This window comes from Pantoea vagans (genome assembly GCF_004792415.1).
GTDB lineage: Bacteria > Pseudomonadota > Gammaproteobacteria > Enterobacterales > Enterobacteriaceae > Pantoea > Pantoea vagans.
Genome location: NZ_CP038853.1, coordinates 32052 through 54819 on the forward strand (window position 1 = coordinate 32052; position 22768 = coordinate 54819).

The 22768-nt window shown below is 54.7% G+C and carries 19 protein-coding genes; 6 read left to right on the top strand and 13 right to left on the bottom strand.

All coding sequences use genetic code 11. The features are described from left to right. Window positions 1-88: 88 nt before the first annotated feature. Both EGO56_RS00160 and EGO56_RS00165 read right to left on the bottom strand, forming a co-directional pair. Window positions 89-751: a DUF2931 family protein gene (locus EGO56_RS00160; RefSeq protein WP_135907380.1), complete on the bottom strand. Its 663-nt coding sequence runs from the start codon at window positions 749-751 to the stop codon at window positions 89-91. Continuing rightward, window positions 742-2616: a PAAR domain-containing protein gene (locus tag EGO56_RS00165; protein WP_135907381.1), complete on the bottom strand. Its 1875-nt coding sequence runs from the start codon at window positions 2614-2616 to the stop codon at window positions 742-744. Before EGO56_RS00165 ends, EGO56_RS00160 begins: the two co-directional genes overlap by 10 nt. A 458-nt stretch (window positions 2617-3074) precedes the next feature. On the opposite strand from EGO56_RS00165, the gene dnaT reads away from it, so the two are divergent. The 3 genes from dnaT (at window position 3075) to EGO56_RS00180 (ending at window position 5688) form a co-directional block, all read left to right on the top strand. Next, window positions 3075-3611, top strand: a complete 537-nt coding sequence (dnaT, locus tag EGO56_RS00170; protein WP_135907382.1) for a primosomal protein DnaT — start codon at window positions 3075-3077, stop codon at window positions 3609-3611. Continuing rightward, complete coding sequence (gene dnaC / locus EGO56_RS00175; protein WP_033734618.1) at window positions 3611-4351, top strand: replicative helicase loader DnaC; 741 nt, start codon at window positions 3611-3613, stop codon at window positions 4349-4351. The genes dnaT and dnaC overlap by 1 nt, the downstream gene beginning before the upstream one ends. A 203-nt stretch (window positions 4352-4554) precedes the next feature. Beyond that, window positions 4555-5688, top strand: coding sequence for an ROK family transcriptional regulator (locus tag EGO56_RS00180; protein ID WP_135907383.1), 1134 nt, complete (start codon window positions 4555-4557; stop codon window positions 5686-5688). A 27-nt stretch (window positions 5689-5715) separates the two neighbouring features. On the opposite strand, the gene EGO56_RS00185 is transcribed toward EGO56_RS00180, so the two are convergent. From EGO56_RS00185 to xylF, 5 genes are all read right to left on the bottom strand, one after another. Beyond that, complete coding sequence (locus EGO56_RS00185) at window positions 5716-7167, bottom strand: sugar porter family MFS transporter (protein ID WP_135907384.1); 1452 nt, start codon at window positions 7165-7167, stop codon at window positions 5716-5718. 505 nt (window positions 7168-7672) lie between these two features. Then, window positions 7673-8851, bottom strand: a complete 1179-nt coding sequence (gene xylR / locus EGO56_RS00190) for a D-xylose utilization transcriptional activator XylR (protein ID WP_033734613.1) — start codon at window positions 8849-8851, stop codon at window positions 7673-7675. A 93-nt stretch (window positions 8852-8944) separates the two neighbouring features. Next, window positions 8945-10129, bottom strand: a complete 1185-nt coding sequence (xylH, locus tag EGO56_RS00195; RefSeq protein WP_135907385.1) for a xylose ABC transporter permease XylH — start codon at window positions 10127-10129, stop codon at window positions 8945-8947. Next, window positions 10122-11642 (bottom strand): xylose ABC transporter ATP-binding protein, encoded by a 1521-nt coding sequence (locus EGO56_RS00200; RefSeq protein ID WP_135907386.1) that lies wholly within the window; start codon window positions 11640-11642, stop codon window positions 10122-10124. The genes xylH and EGO56_RS00200 overlap by 8 nt, the downstream gene beginning before the upstream one ends. Window positions 11643-11670: 28 nt before the next feature. Then, on the bottom strand, window positions 11671-12663 hold the full coding sequence (gene xylF / locus EGO56_RS00205; RefSeq protein ID WP_135907387.1) for a D-xylose ABC transporter substrate-binding protein: 993 nt from the start codon (window positions 12661-12663) through the stop codon (window positions 11671-11673). A gap of 344 nt (window positions 12664-13007) precedes the next feature. On the opposite strand from xylF, the gene xylA reads away from it, so the two are divergent. From xylA to EGO56_RS00225, 3 genes are all read left to right on the top strand, one after another. Further along, window positions 13008-14330, top strand: a complete 1323-nt coding sequence (gene xylA / locus EGO56_RS00215) for a xylose isomerase (RefSeq protein WP_135907389.1) — start codon at window positions 13008-13010, stop codon at window positions 14328-14330. Window positions 14331-14347: 17 nt separating this feature from the next. Further along, window positions 14348-15790, top strand: coding sequence for a xylulokinase (gene xylB, locus EGO56_RS00220; RefSeq protein WP_135907390.1), 1443 nt, complete (start codon window positions 14348-14350; stop codon window positions 15788-15790). A gap of 395 nt (window positions 15791-16185) precedes the next feature. Then, on the top strand, window positions 16186-16428 hold the full coding sequence (locus EGO56_RS00225) for a hypothetical protein (RefSeq protein WP_135907391.1): 243 nt from the start codon (window positions 16186-16188) through the stop codon (window positions 16426-16428). Between the two features lie 323 nt (window positions 16429-16751). Here the strand turns inward: EGO56_RS00225 and EGO56_RS00230 are convergent, their stop codons facing one another. The 6 genes from EGO56_RS00230 to pstS form a co-directional block, all read right to left on the bottom strand. Then, complete coding sequence (locus EGO56_RS00230) at window positions 16752-17990, bottom strand: MFS transporter (protein WP_135907392.1); 1239 nt, start codon at window positions 17988-17990, stop codon at window positions 16752-16754. Between the two features lie 107 nt (window positions 17991-18097). Continuing rightward, window positions 18098-18832: a phosphate signaling complex protein PhoU gene (gene phoU / locus EGO56_RS00235; RefSeq protein ID WP_009088225.1), complete on the bottom strand. Its 735-nt coding sequence runs from the start codon at window positions 18830-18832 to the stop codon at window positions 18098-18100. Between the two features lie 17 nt (window positions 18833-18849). Continuing rightward, window positions 18850-19623 (bottom strand): phosphate ABC transporter ATP-binding protein PstB, encoded by a 774-nt coding sequence (gene pstB, locus EGO56_RS00240; RefSeq protein WP_013359568.1) that lies wholly within the window; start codon window positions 19621-19623, stop codon window positions 18850-18852. 44 nt (window positions 19624-19667) lie between these two features. Then, entirely contained in the window at window positions 19668-20558 is an 891-nt protein-coding gene (gene pstA, locus EGO56_RS00245; RefSeq protein ID WP_033734597.1) for a phosphate ABC transporter permease PstA, read from the bottom strand. Then, window positions 20555-21517 (bottom strand): phosphate ABC transporter permease PstC, encoded by a 963-nt coding sequence (gene pstC / locus EGO56_RS00250; protein ID WP_013359566.1) that lies wholly within the window; start codon window positions 21515-21517, stop codon window positions 20555-20557. Before pstC ends, pstA begins: the two co-directional genes overlap by 4 nt. A gap of 86 nt (window positions 21518-21603) precedes the next feature. Then, complete coding sequence (gene pstS / locus EGO56_RS00255; RefSeq protein ID WP_135907393.1) at window positions 21604-22647, bottom strand: phosphate ABC transporter substrate-binding protein PstS; 1044 nt, start codon at window positions 22645-22647, stop codon at window positions 21604-21606. Between the last annotated feature and the right edge of the window lie 121 nt (window positions 22648-22768).

Consider the following 22768-nt stretch of genomic DNA (forward strand, 5'->3'; position numbering starts at 1 on the left):
GATTTTTCTTTAACAGTTTCACTAACCACCCTTTTAAATTGGCTGAAATGAATATCCTTTCAGCCAATTATTAAATATATCGGAATCGTTACCATCGGCCGTAAGGGTATTTTTTTCCTTTGATAAAATCTTTTATGTCCTGGTCATACCCATAATTAAAGTCACTTTTCGTTATTCCTTTACAGATATCTAGTCTATCTCCTGAGAAAGTTTTCAGGACGGACGGCGTTATACGGTAACCAGGTTCGCCCCGGGCAACGCCACTTAACCAGACAGCTACCTTTCCCTCCGGAGCCAGACCAATTTGTATAGTGTTGTAATACTCTCCTTTCCCCGGATAGTCCTGATTTACCCCAGGCTGGAGCATTTTATCCACAATGGGTTCAGGAATGGTCAGAGTGGTCTGATATACCCTTTTATCGATAATTGAGTCCCAGCAAAAAATAATATGTCTGGGAGGCCGTTTAACGTGATTCCAGTGACCGTTAAGCGTTCGTGCATTATCGTTCCATTGACCGACTACACCATTAAGCGCTCTTGTACTATCCAGTGTATTGAACTCATAAACTTTACCTTCCGCATCCTGAACACCCGCGAAGGTCACTAATGCCGGTAGCGCTTCAGGCGTGAAAAAATTAAACCACCATTCAGTTGGCTTATCGTTCTGAGGAGCGTTAATGGAGTGTGTTTCTCCCTGACAGGCTGTCAACGCCAGCACTGCAAGAAGTCCTGCAACGCGTTTTATTTCCATATTTTATTTCCGTCCATATCGTAAACCGTACGCTGCCAGCGTTCGTCTGGTCTGTTAGTAAATGTCACAAGCTTTGCCGGTCTGACTGCACCACTGATCATTCCCTGGTCATCCCTCACCACACCGTTCCAGTTGGCTGAACAGTGAATGTATTTTTCGGCCAGCATCAGAATTTCCGATGTAGTAAAGCCAGTTCCAGGAATTCCACTTCTTGTGGCCCGTCCCATTATTATCGCTTTTTCACACAAGCTTTTGAGTTCTGAGCGAAGTCTTAACTCTTTATTAGTGTCCCTGATAGGATCGAAGATCACACCGGCATCCTGCGCCGCATCAAGCATCACCCGTAGCACCACCTTTGACCAGTCATTGCGGGTTAGTCTGTCAATAACCAGCGCCGCTCCGCTGCGCTTTTGTAGTGTTCCGTAACGATTGGCTGGCATTCTGTCGTCATGCCAGACATCGGCATTGACCTCCACCGCATTCAGCAGCGGCGCTATCGCCGGATAGCCATCCATCGTTTTAAGCTGCGCGCAGGTCTGCCGATAAATCCGCGTTTCTGTATCGGGAGTTGAGAGTGGTACGGTTTCAAACTCCGGCCGGGTAAGGAAACAGGCTTCGCGCTCCTCCGGATTGTATCCTCCGCCAATGTCGGAGTGCGCACCAGGCAGGACCAGCTCCGGCCATGCCGGTTTGACGCTGTTCAGTGCAAAGTTAAAGCGGCATTCGTGCTGCGCAGTGATATGAAATACCTTTTCCGCCACGCCCGGACGCAGCACCAGATTCACCTCACCTGTATCTGCGCTGTGCGGGTTCAGGCCGTTAACCGGCGTTCCGATGGCTGCCACCGTATCGAATATTCCCAGAAATCGGGTTTTACCGCCGGGCGTACCGGAGAACTCAACATCACCCAGCCCGATCTTAATTGCCGAGATAATGGTCCTGTCCTGGCTGAATACCCGATTGGCAAAATGCCGTGCCGCCGCTGCTCCACGGCTGAAGCCAAAAATATCAAACTGCAATTGTCTGACGATTCCGACATCAACTTCAGACGGTTTAGCTAAATAGTCTTTGATAGCTGCAGCAAGTGCAGCAATAGCTCTGTCCGTTTTTTTCACCACACCGGTATCACCGCGACCGGTGCCCATCCCGTAAGTGCTGTCACCTGCACCATCTTCCGTACCGATACCCTCGATATAAACCGCGTACTGTCCTTGTTCGATACTGGAGGGGAAATCAGTAGAGTACAGTGCATGGAGCCAATGCACGTTACTGTAGTAGCCGGTATAGCTTCCAGCTGCGGTACCGCTGACTCCTTGATTCAGTCTCAGGCACTGCTCTAATCCAGACGTAGCCTCCGCATTATTCATCTCAAAATGTTCACCGGAACAAGCGGCCTGCCGAGCGGCGCTGTTATTCGCATTGTTGCCCGTTCCATCGAAGAACACACCGATGGTGAGCGTGATTTCCCGTTTCTTCTTCGCTGCCTGTGCACGCTGTTCTGGCTCTGACTGCTGTGCTTTTCTCTCCGCAGCCTCAGCCCGTTCGGCTGCACGGCCAGCGTTGCAGTCGATCTCGTAAGTGTGCGTGCTGACGGAGGGAATAAAACGGGCACGACAGGGGCAGGAGCTGTAACTGTGAAGAGAACCCGCCCACTCTTTCAGGACACCATTCACCTCATAGGTATCCCCCATCCCCCCACAGACGCGAAACCGCCCTTCATGTTTTCCGCAGGTCACCGGATCGCCCTCCCGGACCTGCTGGCGCTCGATGCCGCCGATGGTGTACGTTTCATCAGACGCGCCGCTTAGGATCCGTCCGCCGCAGGTGGTTTTATCCAGGTGATATAAAAAAAATCCTTCAGTCATAATCCCTCATGAATGATGTGGTTATTAAGTGAGCGCATCATACCTTAATCGTGACTTAACCCAAAAAATCATATTTATAAATGGCACTAATAAATATTCAATGAGCGACATGACGAGGTGTTTTTCCGTCGTTTTCTGGTTATCCATGTTCCTGAACTGTTTGTGTTAATGATTATTTAATGTTTTAAAGAGAAGATTTTAACCCTGTAACCTCTCCTTTAAGATTTACCACTCATTACCTGTCTGTTCCCTGGCAGCGCTTTAGCCATTTTCTATACGAAAATGTGGTTACCTGGCTGTTAATCAGGTTAATGATGGTGCTAATCATTACATCGCTAGCCGGGTCCTCCCATGCGACCCTTTTTAAGCGATCCGCACCCTCAAAACAGGTACAATAAACACTTCTGCGTCGGCGACAGGTTCCCGGCGCAAGGTGTTCGTTAACCTCAGGTCTTTTCATGTCAGCTAAAATCTTAACTTCAACGCTCATTGGCCTGGATGCCTTCCGACAGGATCCGCTGACTGCCCTGCAGCAGGCGGAAAAGGGCACGCTGGCGGTGTTAGATAATTATGCGCCGGTGATGTACGCCATCACGCCGGCGCGTCTGGCTGAACTGCTGGCGCTGGAAGCCGCCGCCCGGCAGCCGAATGATGTCGCGCTGGATGACAGCCTCTATGACGATGCGCCCGCCGCGATCCACACGCCGGCAGGCAAATTCGTCATGTATCCGGGCTGGCAGCCGGATGCCGACTTTACGCGTCAGGCCGCCATCTGGGGCGTGGCGCTGAGTGAACCGGTCACGCCCGGCGAGCTGGCGGCCTTTGTGGCCTACTGGCAGGCGGAAGGCCGGATGTTCCATCATGTGCAGTGGCAACAGAAGCTGGCGCGCAGCATTCAGATGAACCGCGCCGCAAACGGCGGGCAACCGAAGCGTGATATCACGCAGTTGCCTGATCCTGACCGTACCATTCCCGATGGTTTCCGAGGTGAATGATGAAAACGCCAGATGATCTCTTTAACCGTCTGAAAAGAATGATGCCTGCGGGCACTCGTCCCAAATTTGCCAATGGCGAAGAGCTGCTGGCGTGGAATCAGGAGCAGGGCCGCCTGCGATCAGAGGCGATTGTGCGTGAGAACCGCGCAATGAAAATGCAGCGCGTGATGGGCCGTTCCGGCATTCGCGAGCTGCACATGAACTGCTCGTTTGATAATTACCGGGTAGAGAACGAGGGACAGCGCAAAGCGCTGGAGCTGGCGCGTCAGTACGCCGCTGAGTTTGATGGCAGCATCGCCAGCTTTGTCTTTTCCGGGCGTCCTGGCACCGGTAAAAACCATCTGGCCGCTGCGATTGGCAATGACCTGATCCTGCGCGGTAAAAGCGTGCTGATCGTGACGGTCGCCGATCTGATGTCGAGCATGAAGGGCACCTTCAGCGGCAGCAGCGGCATTACCGAAGAGCGACTGATTCAGGATCTCAGCAGTGTCGATCTGCTGGTAATTGATGAGATCGGTATGCAGAGCGAGTCACGCTACGAAAAAGTGATTATCAATCAGATTGTCGATCGCCGCTCTTCATCGAAACGCCCGACCGGCATGTTATCTAACCTCGATCATGCGGGCATGAATGCGCTACTGGGCGAGCGCGTCATGGACCGTATGCGCCTGGGCAACAGCCTGTGGGTACGTTTCGACTGGGAAAGCTATCGCAGTCGGGTGCGCGGCGACGAGTATTAACAATGACCCGGCTACGCCGGGTCATTGCGCTAATGAGGCCGCCGGTACAGCAGAAAAGCCAGCCTTAAGCTGGCGATCTGATCGCCGTCACGATCTTTGCCACAGGCGATCGGGTTGTGTGAAACAGCCCGCAAAAGTGTGGCATGAAGAATACGCCGGGGCTGATACACTCAATTCTTACTCCTCTGTTGGGTGAATCCGTGATGAAAACGAACGGCAAAGGCCCCGCACTACTGCGACTCAATAACCAGAAACGGGTGATGGCTCAGCTGCGTAAGCTGCGCGTGACGTCGCGTCAGGATCTGGCGGAGGCGCTGACCCTCAGCAAAAACACGGTCTCATTAATCATTGATGACCTGCTGGAGCAGGGTCTGATAGAGGAACTGGGGCCGGTCAGCGTCGCGGCTGCCGGACGGCCTAAAATCGGGATCACCCTGCGGCCGGAAAAGCTTAAGAGCGCAGGCGTCATGGTGGAACGCAACGTGATCCACTGGCGGGTCTGCGACTACTTTTCTCAGGTGCTGGCCGAAGCGACGCTGCGCACCGATACCAGTCACCCGACCCGCCTGCTGGCTGAACTGGCTATGCTGTGCCGGGAACTGTCAGAACGCTATCCCGATCTGCTCGGTATTGGCCTCGGTTTCCCCGGCATCGTCGATCCCCGGCGCGGCTGGATGCATATCTCATTGCCGCTGGAATGGCAGGATGTTGACCTGCTGACCACGCTGCGCAAGCACGTGCGTCTGCCTATCCGCATTATGAATAATGTCAAAGCCGCTGCGCTACTGGCTGTCGAGCAAAGTGGATTATCCCCGGAGAGCGGTCATTTTTATCTGCGTATTTCCGAGGGGATTGGCGGCGCACTGGTACAGCAGGGTCAGGTATTTACCGGGCATAGCTGGACGGCAGGCGAAGCAGGACATCTGGTTGTCCAGCCTGAAGGGCCACGTTGCAGCTGCGGCCGCCGGGGGTGTCTGGAAGCGCTGGTCAGCAAGCCAGCAGTGAATCAGCAGCTGGCGCAGCGTCAGCCTGGCCTGAGCTGGCAGAACCGCGACAGCGCCCCGCGCGTGGTGGATGAGGTGATGGCGCAGGCGGGCGGCTATCTTGGCGCGGCGCTGAGTCAGATTATGCTGCTGCTCAATCCCGCTACCATCATCATTGATTGTCCGTGGAACGCTAGTGAGCGCTTCTGCAAGGCGGTACGCGATACCGCACACGGCAACGCGCTGGCCTTTACCGCCGCGCACACTCAGCTGCACTTCCCGGAAAACCGGATTGACCCGGCTAACGGGCTGGCACTGGCGGTGCTGGAACAGAGTGAGCAGCGTGTGGGATGAGCGTACCCCCACAGACTGCCCTCTTCTTTACGATCGCGTCTCGCTGACCGGAGCATCTGTCCGTTCGCCCGCCTCACGCGGGTCAATATTAAACTTCTCCAGCACGCGCGCGTGAATTTTTTCCAGCGGCATCCCAGCCGTTTCCGGCAGATAGCGGAAAGTGAAGAAGTACATAGCCAGTGAAAAAATCGCAAACAGTAACAGCGGGAAGCCACCGTGGAAAATATCAAGCAGAAAAGCATTACTGTTCAGAATCGGGAATGTGGTGCTGATGACAAAATTGGCCATCGACATGGCGCAAATGGAGATGCCGACACAGATTGAGCGGATTTCTGTCGGAAACAGCTCGCCCAGTACGGTCCAGACAATCTGTCCCCAGGTCATGCCAAAGAAAACCATATAGGCAAACAGTCCCACCACCGCCAGCAAGCCGGGCAAACGGTAATAGAAAGCGATAAAGGTGTAGGCAAGGAAAACGGCAGAGGTAATCGCCCCCAGCAGTAACAGCTTACGACGTCCGACTTTATCAATCAGCGCCATACCCATCAGCACTCCCACAAACTGACATACAGACAACCAGAAGGTCTGGAGCAGCGCCGAATCCGTGCTGCCGGACACATTTTTCAGCAATGTTGGTCCGAAATACTGAATCACATTGATGCCGCTAATCTGGTTGCCGACAGCCAGGCCAATACCAATGATGAGCAACGGCACCGTGGTTTTGTTCAGGCGGAATCGGGATTTATGGCGGGTCGCCGCCTCATCAGAGAAAGAGTGTTTAATTTCATTGAAAACGGTGCGGGCATGGACCGGGTCAGAGATTTTGCTCAGCGTATCCAGCGCCTCTTTGTCTTTGCCTTTCAGAACGTTCCAGCGCGGTGATTCCGGTATAAAAGCAATGAAAAAGATAAACAGCGCACAGGGCACCAGCGCAGTTGCCAGGATATAGCGCCAGCCTGTATCGACCATCACCTCGGGCAGCATCGATTTATTAATGAAGTAGTTGGTGAGCAGTACCACCGATTGCCCACCGACGCAGCAGACCGCATAGAGCGCGCTGGTGCGGCCACGATACTTCGACGGTGAAAGCTCAGCCAGATAGATTGGCGAAATCACCGAGGCCAGCCCGATGGCTAATCCGCCAAGAATACGAAAGGCGACAAAGGTGAAAAAGTTATGGGCGATGGCAGTCCCCACCACCGAGGCAGTAAACAGTAGCGCCGTGATAGCGAGCGACTTTTTGCGGCCAAATTTATCGCTCAGCTTTGGCGCAATAAAGCAGCCCACCAGACTGCCAAGCAGGATGTTAGACACTGCCCAGCCGGTTTCTGCCGGGGTCAGCTGGAAATAGTCACTAAGCGGCTCGATAGCGCCAGAGATAATCGACGAGTCATAGCCCATCAGCAGGCCACCAAAAGCGGCGACGGTGCAACAGAGCATGACATATTTCATGTTGTAACGTTTTTGCCGTGTTTCCATTTTTCAGGCTCCTTTTCTCTACTGCCTGAACCGCATCGGTTCAGAAAGAGGAGGCGTGATTGTCAGAGGTTCAGGAATTGCAGCGATCAGACACCCGTGAAATATATTTTCTAAATGGTAAAATTTGGATTAATTCTTTCGGAAGTGTGAGGCAGGTTGGAAAAAATTATAAATTTGCTGAGTGATAATCCTGAGTAAGGCTCATATAAATCATTGATATAAGAGAAAAATCCGGGCAGTGATGTTTTCCCATCAAGGGTAAATACCTGATGACAGACGAAATATCGTCTGAAGCGTTCTATCTGGGGCTGATAAAACACTACGCCAGCATTCAGCCTTAAGTGCTGATTTTTAAGTTTTAAATGCAATGAAGCCGGGCCGTTCCGGCTGGCAGATTAAGCCTGCGAAGATGGCCCCTGGACTGACAGCGAGGCATCAGGATGAAATATAATTTTCATCCTGGTCATTATATGAAAACCCGAGCGTTCTTTACGCCGGTCTGTCGTTAAAGCAGGTTTTCGCCAAAGTGCTGGCGATACTCTTTCGGCGTGGTGTCGTAGCTTTTGCGAAACACTGAGTAGAAGTATTGCAGCGAAGGGTAGCCGCACATCTGTGAGATCTCGTTGATGTTGAGCGACGAGGAAGCCAGCAATTCGCGGGCTTTTTCAAGCTTTTCGCGGTGGATCATCGCATGGATAGTGTCGCCGGTCTCATCCCGGAAGCGCTTTTCCAGGTTAGAGCGCGACAGTCCTACCGCATCCAGCACCTGCTCCACTTTAATCCCTTTACAGGCGTTGAAGCGGATGTAGTGCATCGCCTGAATCACCGCCGGATCGCGCAGCGAGCGGAAGTCAGTTGAGCGCCGGGCGATCACTTTTACCGGCGGCACCAGAATGCGCTGAAGCGGCAGAGGCTGCTTATCCAGCAGCCGATGCAGCAGTTTGGCCGCCTGATAGCCCATCTGTCGCGAGCCCTGAGCTACGGACGAGAGCGCCACGCGTGACAGATAGCGGGTCAGCTCCTCATTATCAATCCCGATCACCGTAAGCTTCTCCGGCACCGGTATTTTCAGATGTTCGCACGCCTGCAGCAGGTGCCGTGCCCGTGAGTCGGTGACGGCGATAATGCCGGTTTGCGGCGGCAGCGTCTGCAGCCAGTCGGCGAGCCGGTTCTGGGCGTGCTGCCAGTTCTCCGGTGCGGTTTCCATTCCCTGATAAACCACGCCCTGATAGCGCTCGCGCCCCACCAGCTGGCGGAACGCCTGTTCCCGCTCCTGTGCCCAGCGCTTGCCGCTGGAGGCCGGTAAACCATAAAAGGCAAAGCGGTTGATGCCCTTCTCTTTCAGATGCAGAAAGGCTTTCTCCACCAGCGCGGCATTGTCCGTAGCGATGTAATGCACCGGGGGATAATCTTCCTGCCGATGGTAAGAGCCGCCAACGCCGACAATCGGCACAGAGACATTCGACAGCAGGGTTTCGATGGAGCGATCGTCGTAATCGGCGATCACCCCATCGCCCAGCCACTCACGGATGTTGTCGATGCGACAGCGGAAATCTTCCTCGATGAAGATATCCCAGTCAGTCTGCGACGCCTGCAGATACTCTCCGACGCCCTCAACAACCTGGCGGTCATACACTTTATTGGCGTTAAACAGCAGCGTAATGCGATAGCGTTTATCATGCATGGTGGCGCGTTCCCTTAAATCCTCAGCGCATTGCATAACACGGCTGAAAGGGGTGAAAAAATTGTTTGCGCCACAATGTGATCGCCCGCGCGATTACACCCGACGCCGCGTTGCGGTATCCATCCACACCGCCAGCAGCAGAATCGCGCCTTTGACGATGTACTGCCAGAAAGTCGGCACATCCATCATGCTCATGCCGTTATCCAGCGAGGCCATGATAAAGGCGCCCATGACCGCGCCCGCCACCGACCCCACACCGCCCGCCAGGCTGGTGCCGCCGATGACGCAGGCAGCAATCGCGTCGAGTTCTGCGATGTTACCCGCCGACGGCGAACCTGCGCCCAGCCTTGAACTCAGGATCAGCCCGGCAATCGCCACCATGACGCCGTTGATGGCAAATACCGCCAGCTTGGTGCGCGCCACGTTAATGCCAGACAGGCGGGCAGCATCAATGTTGCCGCCGATGGCATAGATACGACGGCCAAAAGCGGTGCGGGTGGCCATAAACATGCCCGCCAGCAACAGTACGGCAAGCAGTAACACAGGCGTCGGTACGCCGCGATAGTCGTTGAGTAACCAGATGGCACCGAGCACTAAGATGGCAGTAATCGCCTGACGCCCCACAGTGCTGCTGGCTGCGCCCTGCGGCAGTCCGAGCTGCTGACGACGCAGACGCAGACGCCACTGCCACAGCATAAACAGCGCCAGACCGGCAACGCCAAAGCCGAAACCGACGCCACCCGGCAGATAACTCTGTCCAATCTGCGACATGCCCGGCGTGATGGGCGCAACCGTAGTGCCATCAGTAATTCCGACCAGAATGCCGCGGAACGCCAGCATCCCCGCCAGCGTGACGATAAACGACGGCACTTTACGGTAGGCCACCCACCAGCCATTCCAGGTACCGAGCAACAGCCCCATCACCAGTGTCACCACGATGGTCAGCGGCAGTGGCCAGCCGAGCCAGACGTCGAATATCGCCGCCGCCCCGCCCAGCAGCCCCATCATGGAGCCGACTGACAGATCGATCTCCGCCGAGATAATCACGAACACCATGCCCACCGCCAGAATGCCGGTGATGGCGGTCTGACGCAGCAGGTTGGAGACGTTACGCGCACTGAGCCACGCGCCGTCGGTGGTCCAGGTAAAGAACAACGCAATCAGCACAATCGCGCCCAGCATCACCAGCACCTGCAGATTGGGCAGCGTGAACCTGCCCGGTGACGGTTTGCCCGGCGTGCCGGTGAGGCGGCTTTGGGTACTTTCACTTTTAAGCATAATGTTCACTCCGCAGGGCAGCTTCCATCACCTGCTCCTGAGTCAGGTTATCGTTAATCAGATCGGCTTTAATCTGCCCTTCATGCATCACCAGCACCCGATCGCTCAGGCCCAGCACCTCCGGCAGCTCAGATGAAATCACAATCACCGCGATACCCTGTTGAACCAGCGCATTAATCAGCAGGTAGATCTCCTGACGCGCGCCCACATCAATGCCGCGCGTCGGTTCATCCAGGATCAGGATTTTTGGATTGAGCAGCAGGCACTTCGCCAGAATCGCTTTCTGCTGGTTGCCGCCGCTCAGGCGGCCAATCGGCAGTTCCGATGAGGAGGTTTTTACCCGCAGGCGGGTGATCGCATCGTTGATCGCCTGCTGCTCCTGCGCTTCATCCAGCGTAGAGAGCCGGTGACTGAACTGATCCAGCGCCGCCAGGGTGATATTTTTGCCCACCGCCATCAGCGGCACGATGCCATCCTTTTTGCGATCTTCGGGCACCATCGCGATGCCGTGCGCAATCGCAGCGCGGCAATCGGTGATACTGACCTGCTGGCCATTGATCCAGATATCCCCCTGCCAGCGTCCCGGCCAGACGCCAAACAGACACTGCACGGTTTCGGTTCTGCCCGCACCCACCAGCCCGGCGATACCCGGGATTTCACCACGTCTGAGCGTGAACGAGACATTGTTGACGCGGCGGATATGGCGATTAATCGGATGCCAGGCGGTGAGATTCTCCACTTTTAGTATCACCTCACCTATCTGATGCGGCGCGTGGGGATAGAGCGCGGTCAGCTCACGTCCGACCATCATGGTGATGATGTCATCTTCGCTCAGGCCCGCCGCCGGACGGGTGGCGATATGCTGGCCGTCACGGATCACGCAGATGGTGTCGGAGATCGCCTTCACCTCATTCAGCTTGTGTGAGATGTAGATGCAGGCGATGCCGTGTTCGCGCAGATTACGGATGATGCCCAGCAGCACATCTGTTTCCTGCTCCGTCAGCGATGAGGTCGGCTCATCCAGAATCAGCAGACGGACCTGTTTGTTAAGCGCGCGGGCGATCTCCACCAGCTGCTGCTGGCCCAGGCCTAGCTCACCGACCCGGGTCGCAGGAGAGACGTTCAGCCCGACCCGCGCCAGTAACTGCTGGCAGCGCAGGGTCATGGTTTCATCATCCACCATGCCGAAACGACTCAGTTCGGCACCGAGGAAGATGTTCTCCATCACCGTCAGCTGTCGCACCAGCGCCAGTTCCTGATGAATAATCACAATGCCTTTACGCTCGGTATCGCGAATGGTCTGCGCCTGAATGTCGTCGCCAGAGAAGTGAATCTGCCCCTCAAAATCGCCGTGCGGATAGAGTCCGCACAGGATTTTCATCAGCGTCGATTTGCCCGATCCATTCTCACCGCACAGCGACATCACTTCGCCCGCCTCCAGTTGCAGACTGACATCATTAACCGCCTTCACGGCACCGAAACGCTTGGTGATGTTTTTCATTTCCAGCAGCATCGACTGTTCTCCCTCACGCTATGCGCGGTCAGAGTTCGCTCTGTTTATGGAAGCCGTCTTTCACCACGGTGCTTTCGATATTGTCTTTGTTGACCGGAATCGGCTTCAGCAGTCGCGATGGCACATCTTTCAGGCCATTGTTCAGCTTGCTGTTGCTGGCTGGTGTTTTGCCATCACCCAGTTCGACGGCAATTTTCGCCGCTTCGGTGGCCAGTTCGGTGATTGGTTTGTAAACCGTCATGGTCTGGGTGCCCGCTTTGATACGCTTAATCGCGGCCAGATCGGCATCCTGACCCGAGATGGCTACTTTTCCGGCCAGTCCCTGCGCACTCAGCGCCTGAATCGCACCGCCTGCGGTGGCATCGTTAGAGGCCACGACCGCATCGATGTGGTTGCCATTGGCGGTCAGGGCGTTTTCCATAATTTTCAGGGCGTTTTCCGGCAGCCAGGCATCGACCCACTGATCGCCGACAATTTTAATACTGCCGTTGTCGATATAAGGTTTTAATACTTTCATCTGTCCGGCGCGGAACAGACGGGCGTTATTATCCACCGGCGATCCGCCCATTAAAAAATAGTTGCCCTTAGGTACCTGTTTCACAATGCTTTCGGCCTGCAGCTCGCCCACTTTTTCATTATCGAACGAGATATAAAAATCGATATCGGCATTATTTATCATTCGATCATAGGCAAGCACTTTAATGTCTTCCCGTTTCGCTTCAGCGACAACGTTACTCAATACCTGACCGTTGTAGGGAATAATCACCAGCACATCGACACCGCGATTGATCATATTTTCAATCTGCGACATCTGTGTTTCTTCGTTGCCGTTGGCCGACTGAACAAACACCTTAGCGCCCAGCGTCTCCGCCTGTTTAACGAAAATATCGCGGTCTTTCTGCCAGCGCTCGAGGCGCAAATCGTCAATTGCCATGCCGATCTTCACTTCTTTTGCCACGCTGGTCTGGCTGAAGAGCGCCAGCGCCGCGCAGGCGGCTAACAGTGCATGTTTCATCTTCATTGTGATCATCCTGTAGGTGGAGGCTATTGTTATCGCAGGCCGATAAACCAGGCGGATGAATTGTTGCCCTTCTTTTCCTGTCACAGCAATTACTGATTTTTATCCGGCTATTACGTTTTTTGGTTTATTTCATTTTTTATGAGCGCGATCGAGGTTTCATCTTTTTCGGACAAAAGAGTGACAGAGATAAACCGCCCAGCAAATAACATTATTTTGCGAGCCAGCGCACAAATAATAATTATCTGACACCCGTAATGAAATATCGTAATTGAGCTGAGGTTACAGCCCATATTGAATATTGCTTCAACGCAGACCATCCGGGTACTGATGCTAAGGAGCAAACCATGCACGCTTATTTCGATCAGATCGATCGGGTTCGTTATGAAGGCACCCAGTCGACGCATCCTCTCGCTTTCCGCCACTACAATCCCGATGAGGTCATCCTCGGCAAGACCATGGCGGAGCATCTGCGCTTTGCTGCCTGTTACTGGCACACCTTCTGCTGGAATGGCGCGGATATGTTTGGCGTCGGTGCCTTTGATCGTCCGTGGCAGAAAAACGGGGATGCGCTGCAGCAGGCAAAACTGAAAGCGGATGTCGCCTTTGAGTTTTTCCATAAGCTGAATGTGCCGTGGTACTGCTTCCATGACGTTGATGTCTCACCGGAAGGTGATTCGCTGCACAGCTACAAAGAAAACTTTGCCGCTATGACCGATAAACTGCTGGAGAAACAGCAGGAAACCGGCGTGAAACTGCTGTGGGGCACGGCTAACTGCTTTACCCATCCGCGCTACGGTGCCGGTGCAGCCACTAATCCCGATCCTGAGGTTTTTGCCTGGGCGGCGACGCAGGTCTGCAGCGCCATGCAGGCCACCAAAACCCTGGGCGGCGAAAACTATGTATTGTGGGGCGGGCGTGAAGGCTATGAAACCCTGTTGAATACCGATCTGCGCCAGGAGCGCGAGCAGATTGGCCGCTTTATGCAGATGGTGGTCGAGCACAAACACAAAATTGGTTTCCAGGGAACGCTGCTAATCGAACCGAAACCGCAGGAACCGACCAAACATCAATATGACTACGATGTCGCGACGGTTTATGGCTTCCTGAAACAGTTCGGCCTTGAGAAAGAGATCAAGGTTAACGTTGAGGCGAACCACGCCACGCTGGCTGGCCACTCGTTCCATCATGAAATTGCGACCGCCATTGCGCTGGGCATTTTTGGTTCCGTGGACGCCAACCGTGGCGATCCGCAGTGCGGCTGGGATACCGATCAGTTCCCGGTCAGCGTGGAAGAAAACGCGCTGGTGATGTACGAAATCCTTAAGGCGGGCGGCTTTACCACTGGCGGCTTAAACTTTGATGCCAAAGTGCGTCGTCAGAGCACCGATAAATATGATCTCTTCTACGGCCATATCGGCGCGATGGACACCATGGCGCTGGCGCTGAAAGTGGCGGCCCGCATGATTAGCGACGGTGAACTCGATAAGCGTGTGGCGCAGCGCTACAGTGGCTGGAATGGTGAGTTCGGCCAGCAAATTCTGAAAGGTGAATTTTCACTGGAGGCGCTGGCGGCGCATGCTCATCAACAGCAGCTCAATCCGCAGCATCAGAGCGGACGTCAGGAGCAGCTGGAAAATCTGGTGAATCACTACCTGTTTGATTTCTGACCTTTCAGGAGCAGCGCATGTTTATCGGGATCGATTTAGGCACCTCTGGCATCAAAGTGGTGCTGATGGATGCACAGGGCAACGTGGTGGCGACAGAGACGTCGCCGCTGCAGGTTTCGCGTCCACAGCCCTTGTGGAGCGAGCAGGATCCTGAAAGCTGGTGGCAGGCGCTGGATTCAGCCATGCAGGCGCTGAGCGCGCAGCAGGACCTGCGCGCGGTGCAGGCCATCGGGCTGAGCGGACAGATGCATGGTGCCACGCTGCTCGACAGCGCGAACCAGGTATTGCGTCCGGTCATGCTCTGGAATGACGGGCGCAGCGAGGCGCAGTGCCGTGAGCTGGAGCAGAAGGTGCCGGATTCGCGTTTGATTACTGGCAACCTGATGATGCCCGGCTTCACGGCCCCCAAGCTGCTGTGGGTGCGGCAGCATGAACCAGCCATCTTCAGTCAGATTGCTCATGTGCTGCTGCCCAAGGATTATATGCGCTGGCGATTGAGTGGCGACTTCGCCACCGATATGTCCGATGCCGCAGGGACGATGTGGCTGGATGTAGCGCAGCGTGACTGGAGCGATGTGATGCTGCGCGCCTGCGATCTCAGCCGCGATCAGATGCCGCAACTCTGTGAAGGCAATGCCCTGACCGGCACGTTGCATGCCGATCTGGCGACGCGCTGGAAGATGAACACGGTGCCGCTGGCCGCTGGCGGTGGTGACAATGCCGCGGGCGCTGTTGGCGTCGGTATGACCGAACCGGGCCAGGGGATGCTGTCGCTGGGGACGTCGGGCGTCTACTTCGTGGTGAGCGACGGCTATCTCAGCAATCCGGAACGTGCGGTTCACAGCTTCTGTCATGCGTTACCGCAGCGCTGGCATCTGATGTCGGTGATGCTCAGTGCGGCTTCCTGTCTCGACTGGGCAGCCACACTGACCGGATGCAAAGATGTTCCGGAACTGCTGGCTGAAGCGGAGCGCGCGCGCGATGACGTGCCAGGACTATGGTTTCTGCCCTATCTTTCCGGAGAACGCACGCCGCATAACAACCCCAATGCCCGGGGCGCTTTCTTTGGCTTCACCCACCAGCATGGTCGTCCCGAGCTGGCACGATCGGTACTGGAAGGCGTCGGGTTTGCCCTGGCGCAGGGCATGGACGTGCTGCATGAGTGTGGCGTGCAGCCAGAGAGCATTATGCTGATCGGCGGTGGCGCACGCAGTGCCCTGTGGCGTCAGATGCTGGCAGATATCAGTGGTCAGACGCTGGATTACTGCCACGGCGGTGACGTTGGCCCGGCACTGGGAGCGGCAAGGCTGGCGCAGCAGGCACTGGATGCAGAGGCGGCCATTCCCATTCCGGCACTGGTGCAGCGGCATCAGCCCGATCCGGCCAGAGTGGCGCATTACCGGTCGCGTCGGGAAACTTTTGCGACGCTGTATCAGCAGCTTTTGCCGCTGATGAACTAAAGCAGGCAGGATGCCCGGTACGGCATCCTGCCTTTTACCGCTCTGCGTCAGCACATAAGTTTGCTGAACGCTCTCCTGTAAGCAGCATAATCATAAGATGCCTGCTTTATATCGATACTGGTGAAATCTATTAACTTAAAATAAAGCCAACCGTAGAAAAACCTGTTGGTGAATAATATATTGTCGATACTATTCTTTAAAAACCCTTTGACTTAAGTTAAAATAGCTGAGCAGGTTAAGTAATTTAATTATGGCCTTTTTACTATTGTTTTATTCATTATTAAGCCACGCGTGCTGAAAATATTAATCTGCATTTAAATTTTATTTACTTTAACTTTTGGTGGCTATAAATTAGCCCTCCCGATACGGGGCTTAATGTAAATAAGGATATAACAATGAAAGAATTAAACACCAATGAAATCGAAATGGTAAGCGGCGCTGGCCTGACTGAGTTTCTGGCCGGTCTGAATACAGCTATCACCCAGGTAAATACTGAATTAGCTGATACCACCACTGCGCTGGAAACCTCTACCAGCACGGGCAAAACCATCGGTCTGTCTTATAAGCAGTTTGGTCTGAGCGTTGCCTCTCATTTTATGACTGGCTTCTCTAACTTTCTGTCTGCTTTCGCTAAGTAATTCTTAATTTTAAAGCGAAAAGTCGGGGTTGTTATAGGTTAACTATAGCAACCTTTTTATTTCCTGTTTGAATAAGCCCGCAGCTTCATCTATACCCTCATCCTTCCTCTGATACTGCACGCATAATTATTCTGATAAGCATTTATTAAAAAATACGTTAATTTTATTTTAACCGACAGTTAAAACAGTTAATCATAATAGTAAAAATTGAATTAACTAACAGGGTAAGGTGCTGAAGATTATAAATTCGCTCTTATTTAATGCTCATTGCCGGGACGAAAATCATCCCGGCCACCTATCTCAGTACAATCATCTCAGCAGTATCAGCCAATTGCACCCAGCGTATCTTCCTGGCCCTGTTTCTTCGGCAGCAGGAACAGCGTCGCCGCAATATCCAGCAGATAGATCAGCGCCAGCAGGGTAATCGCCGCGGTGAACGAGAACTGGCTCGCCAGCAGACCAATCACCACCGGGCCGAAGCCGCCCACGCCACGCCCCAGGTTGAACAGGACATTTTGCGCGGTGGCACGCACCTGCGGCGGGAAGGTATCGGAAATCAGCGCGCCGTAGCCGCCAATCATGCCGTTAACAAACATTCCCATGATCGCACCGGTAAACAGCATGATGTTCGGGTCGCGCAGCTGAGCATAAACCACTACCATCACGACGGCACCAAACTGATAGAGCAGGAAGATTTTCCAGCGCGCAAAGCGGTCGGCCAGCACGCCAAACAGCCAGATACCAAAGGTCATCCCGACCACGGTTACCGCGGTCCAGAGGCCGGATTTCGTCAGGCTGAAGCCAAAGCTGGAAGAGAGGTAGCTCGGCATCCAGATCATCAGCCCGTAGTAACCAAAGTTCTGGACTGAACAGAGGATAAAAATACCGAGACTGGCTTTGGCGGTCGCGCGGTCACGCACCAGCAGCTTCAGGCGCGCCGGAAACGAGAGCGACGGCACATGTTTAACCTGCCGCTGAAACACCTCCGGTTCGCCCATGCCACGACGAATGGCAAACGAAACCAGCGCCGGTAATAATCCGACCAGGAACATGCCGCGCCAGCCAATAATATTCAGCAGCGGCGGCGTGATAAAGGCTGCCATCAGCACGCCGAGCTGCCAGCCGATACCGACCCACGCTGAGGCGCGGTTACGCTTCTCAGCAGGCCAGGCTTCGGCAATCAGCGCCATGCCGATACCGAATTCGCCACCGAGACCCACACCCGCCAGCGTTCGCCAGGCGAGCAGGTCCCAGTAACCCTGCGCCACCGCGCACAGGCCGGTAAAGATTGAGAAGACCAGAATCGTGACGGTCAGCATACGGATACGACCATAACGGTCGCTGAGATGACCGAAGACGATGCCTCCGATAACCGCGCCAATCAGCGTCCATGTCACCAGCGATCCCGCCTGTGATGGATTGAGCGCCAGCGAAACACTGATAGCCGGCAGCATAAAGCCGAGTATCAGCAGGTCAAATCCATCCATGGCATAACCGCTGACCGCAGCCAGCATCGCTTTGCCCGGCGTTACGCCCGGCTTAGATTGGGGAGAAGGGGACATCGTTGCGCACCTCTGAAAGAAAAGTGCCGCAATTATAAAGAGAGTTCAGGATGTGACCAATTGAAAAGGCTTATCCCTGCGCCACTCCGGCACAGGGATAAGATGGATCAGGAAGGGCGGTTGCTGCCATCGTCACCTGACAGTAATTCATCGAGCCGATCTCCACCCACATGACGGAAATCCTGACCTTTGACGAAGTAGAAGATAATTTCGCAGATGTTCTGACAGCGATCGCCGATGCGCTCAATCGCGCGGGCGCAGAACAACGCTGTCAGCACGCTGGGAATCGTGCGCGGATCTTCCATCATGTAGGTCATCAGCTGGCGCACAATGCCTTCGTACTCTTTATCCACCTTTTTGTCTTCACGGTAGATGGTGATCGCTTCATTGAGATCCATCCGCGCGAAAGCGTCCAGCACATCATGCAGCATCTGCACGGTGTGACGACCCAGCGACTCAAGGCTCACCAGCAGGGGAAGATGCTGCTGACCAAATTTCTCCAGTGCCGTGCGGCTGATTTTCTCCGCTACGTCACCAATGCGTTCCAGCTCGGAAATGGTTTTGATGATCGCCATCACCAGCCGCAAATCGATCGCGGTCGGCTGACGTTTGGCGATGATGCGCACGCAGGCTTCATCAATCTCCACTTCCATCATATTGACCTTCTGGTCGCCGTCGATCACCCGCTGCGCCAGCTCGCCATCCAGATTATGCATGGCGGTAATCGCATCGGTCAGCTGCTGCTCGACCATGCCGCCCATGATCATTACCTGAGTTCGGATATGCTCCAGTTCGGCATTGAACTGACCGGAGATGTGCTTATTCAGATTCAGATTATCCATGTCGATCTCCTGTCAGATCAGCCGTAGCGGCCAGTAATGTAGTCTTCGGTTTGCTTCTGCGCGGGCTTGGTGAACAGCGTGTCGGTGTCGCTGAACTCAATCAGTTCGCCCAGATACATGAAAGCCGTATGGTCAGAGCAGCGTGCCGCCTGCTGCATATTGTGCGTCACGATCACCACGGTATAGTCCTGCTTCAGCTCGGTGATCAGCTCCTCAATGCGGCCAGTGGAGATGGGGTCCAGCGCGGAGCAGGGCTCATCCAGCAGTAAGACTTCCGGCCGAATCGCGATGCCACGCGCAATGCACAGACGCTGCTGCTGGCCGCCGGAGAGACTGTAACCGCTCTGATGCAGCTTGTCTTTGGTTTCATTCCACAGCGCCGCTTTGGTCAGCGCCCACTGTACGCGCTCATCCATATCGGCACGCGACAGCTTTTCAAACAGGCGGACGCCAAAGGCGATGTTGTCATAGATCGACATCGGGAACGGCGTCGGCTTCTGGAATACCATGCCGACGCGGGCGCGCAGCAGCGCGATATCCTGCTGTGTCGCCAGAATGTTTTCGCCATCCAGCAGGATGTCACCTTCGGCCCGCTGCTCCGGGTAGAGCGAGTACATTTTATTGAAGGTACGCAGCAGGGTCGACTTACCACAGCCCGATGGGCCGATAAACGCGGTGACCTGATTCTTAGCGATATCCAGGTTAATGTTCTTCAGCGCATGAAACTTGCCGTAATAGAAGTTCAGATTACGGACCTGAATTTTATCGGCTGTTGCTGTCGCGATACTCATAATTCATCTCTCTTATTCGGCGCCGCGCAGGGCCACGCCGGAAGTTAACCGTGTTTACCTTTGGCGAAAATCACCCGCGCCACAATATTCAGCAGCAGCACGCAGAGGGTAATAATTAGCACGCCTGCCCAGGCCAGGCTCTGCCATTCGGCGAACGGGCTCATGGCGAACTTAAAGATGGTGACCGGCAGGTTTGCCAGCGGCTGCATCATGTCGGTGCTCCAGAACTGGTTCGACAGCGCCGTAAACAGCAGCGGAGCCGTTTCCCCTGCGATGCGGGCAATCGCCAGCAGCACGCCGGTGATGATGCCGGAGACCGACGCTTTCAGAGTGATGGCCGAAATCATCTTCCACTTGGGCGTCCCAAGCGCATAAGCCGCTTCACGCATGCTGTCTGGTACCAGCCGCAGCATATTTTCGGTGGTGCGAATCACAATCGGCACCTGCAGCAGCGCCAGCGCAATCACCCCGGCCCAGCCGGAGAAGTGCTGCATTTGCGACACCACCAGGGTGTAGACGAACAGGCCAACCACAATGGAGGGGGCTGAAAGCAGAATGTCGTTAATAAAGCGGATCACTTCTGACAGGGCCGATTTGCGCCCATACTCCGCCAGATAGATCCCGGCCATGATGCCCAGTGGTGTGCCAAAGAAAGTAGACCAGAAAATGAGTAATCCACTGCCGGCCAGGGCGTTCGCCAGCCCGCCACCCGCCGTATTCGGTGGTGGCGTTGATTCGGTGAACAGGGACCACGAGAGTCCATCTACGCCGCGCGATACGGTGGTGAAGAGGATCCACACCAGCCAGAACAGGCCAAACGCCATGGTCAGCAGCGACAGCGACAGCGCAATTTTATTTTTCGTGCTGCGCCAGGACTGCATTTTACGACGTGATGCGTCCAGTTCGGCGCGCGCCTGAATTTCAATCGTGGTCATGAGCGCGCTCCTTCACTTTTCGCCAGTCGCATAATCATCAGCTTTGAAATCGCCAGTACGATAAAGGTAATCACAAACAGGATCAGGCCCAGCTCCATCAGCGCGGCGACATGGACACCCGATTCCGCTTCCGCAAACTCGTTGGCCAGCGCCGAGGTGATGCTGTTACCCGGCATAAACAGCGACGGGCTGTCGAGCTGGTAGGTGTTGCCGATAATAAAGGTCACCGCCATGGTCTCACCCAGCGCACGACCCAGTCCCAGCATCACACCGCCAATCACACCGTTTTTGGTAAACGGCAGGACGATGCGCCAGATCACTTCCCAGGTGGTGCAGCCGATACCATAGGCTGACTCTTTCATCATTACCGGGGTCTGCTCAAAGACGTCGCGCATCACCGAGGCGATGTACGGGATGATCATGATCGCCAGAATCACTCCCGCCGCGAGGATACCGATACCGAAAGCGGGGCCGGAAAAGAGCTCGCCGACAATCGGAATACCCGACATCACGTCGTTAACCGGCGTCTGGAAATATTCGGCAAACAGCGGTGCGAAGACAAACAGGCCCCACATGCCGTAAACGATACTCGGAATTGCTGCCAGCAGCTCAATGGCGGTACCCAGCGGGCGACGCAGCCAGCCTGGCGCGAGTTCAGTCAGGAATAGCGCGATACCAAAACTCACCGGCACGGCAATAATCAGGGCGATAATGGAGGTCACAAGGGTGCCGTAGATCGGAACCAGTGCGCCAAATTGTTCGTTGGGCGCATCCCAGGTTTTGGTCCACAAAAAGGCGAAACCAAACTTCTGGATGCTGGGCCACGAGGAGATGATCAGGGAAACAATAATGCCGCCCATCAGTAACAGCACAATCAGCGCAGCCAGCCTGACCAGCGCGCCAAAAATTCTGTCACCTTGTTTGCCTGGGGCTTTGAATGCCGGCTTCGTTGCAGCCATAGAAGTCTCAGTCTTCAGAAGTTATCAGGGCGGCATGAGCCGCCCGTTGGGTCTGACCGGACAGCCGTCCGATCAGGGTCGGTCAATTACTGATAAAGCGCTTTACCAGAACTGTCTTTGATGTTGGCTTTCCAGGCGGCGCGAATCTGCTCGGTCACGCTCTCTGGCAGCGCAGCATAATCCAGCGCTGTAGCGGTTTTGCTGCCGCTTTTGTAAGCCCAGTCGAAGAACTTCAGTACTTCAGCGCCTTTAGCCGCATTCGCCTGATCTTTGTAGATCAGAATGAAGGTGGTTGAGGAGATTGGCCAGGCATCCGCGCCCTTCTGGAAGGTCAGATCCTGCGCGAACGATTTGCTCCAGTCTGCGCCTTTCGCGGCATTACTGAAGCTGGTTTCGCTTGGCGCGACCGCTTTACCATCGGCATCGATCAGTTTGGTGTAGGTCAGGTTGTTCTGTTTGGCGTAGGCGTATTCCACATAGCCGATTGAACCCGGCAGACGCTGAACAAATGCAGCGACGCCGTCGTTGCCTTTACCGCCCAGACCTACCGGCCAGTTAACGGTGTTGCCTTTACCGATTTTGCTGTTCCAGTCCTGGTTTACCTTCGCCAGATAGCTGGTGAAGACGAACGAGGTGCCTGAACCGTCAGCGCGACGCACCACGTTGATGTTGGTCTCTGGCAGTTTCACGCCCGGGTTAAGCTTGGCAATCGCCGGGTCGTTCCACTTTTTGATGGTGCCGAGATAGATATCACCGACGGTTTTGCCATCCAGCGTCAGCTGGCCTGACTTGATGCCCGGCAGGTTAACCGCCAGTACCACACCACCGATCACGGTAGGGAACTGGAACAGACCATTTTTCTGCAGTTCTTCATCTTTCATTGGCGCATCGGACGCACCGAAATCAACGGTTTTGGCGATGATCTGTTTCACGCCGCCAGATGAACCGATGCCCTGGTAGTTAATTTTGCTACCGGTGGCTTGCTGATATTCTGCTGCCCACTTGGCATAAACCGGCGCCGGGAACGTCCCGCCTGCACCAGTGAGATCGGTGGCCGCAAAAGCAGATACCGCGCTTACGGCGAAGGTGGTGGCGAGGATTCGGGCTACGGTGCTACGCATCAGTGTCATATTCCCTCCAGGGGAGAAAAGTCAGGCTAGGGGCCGTTTTAGTAAGAGTCTGTGATTGCTGCAGGAGGGAAAATAGGACAGTTTGATGACAGTGAAATGTACGAAATGTGACAGTTATATG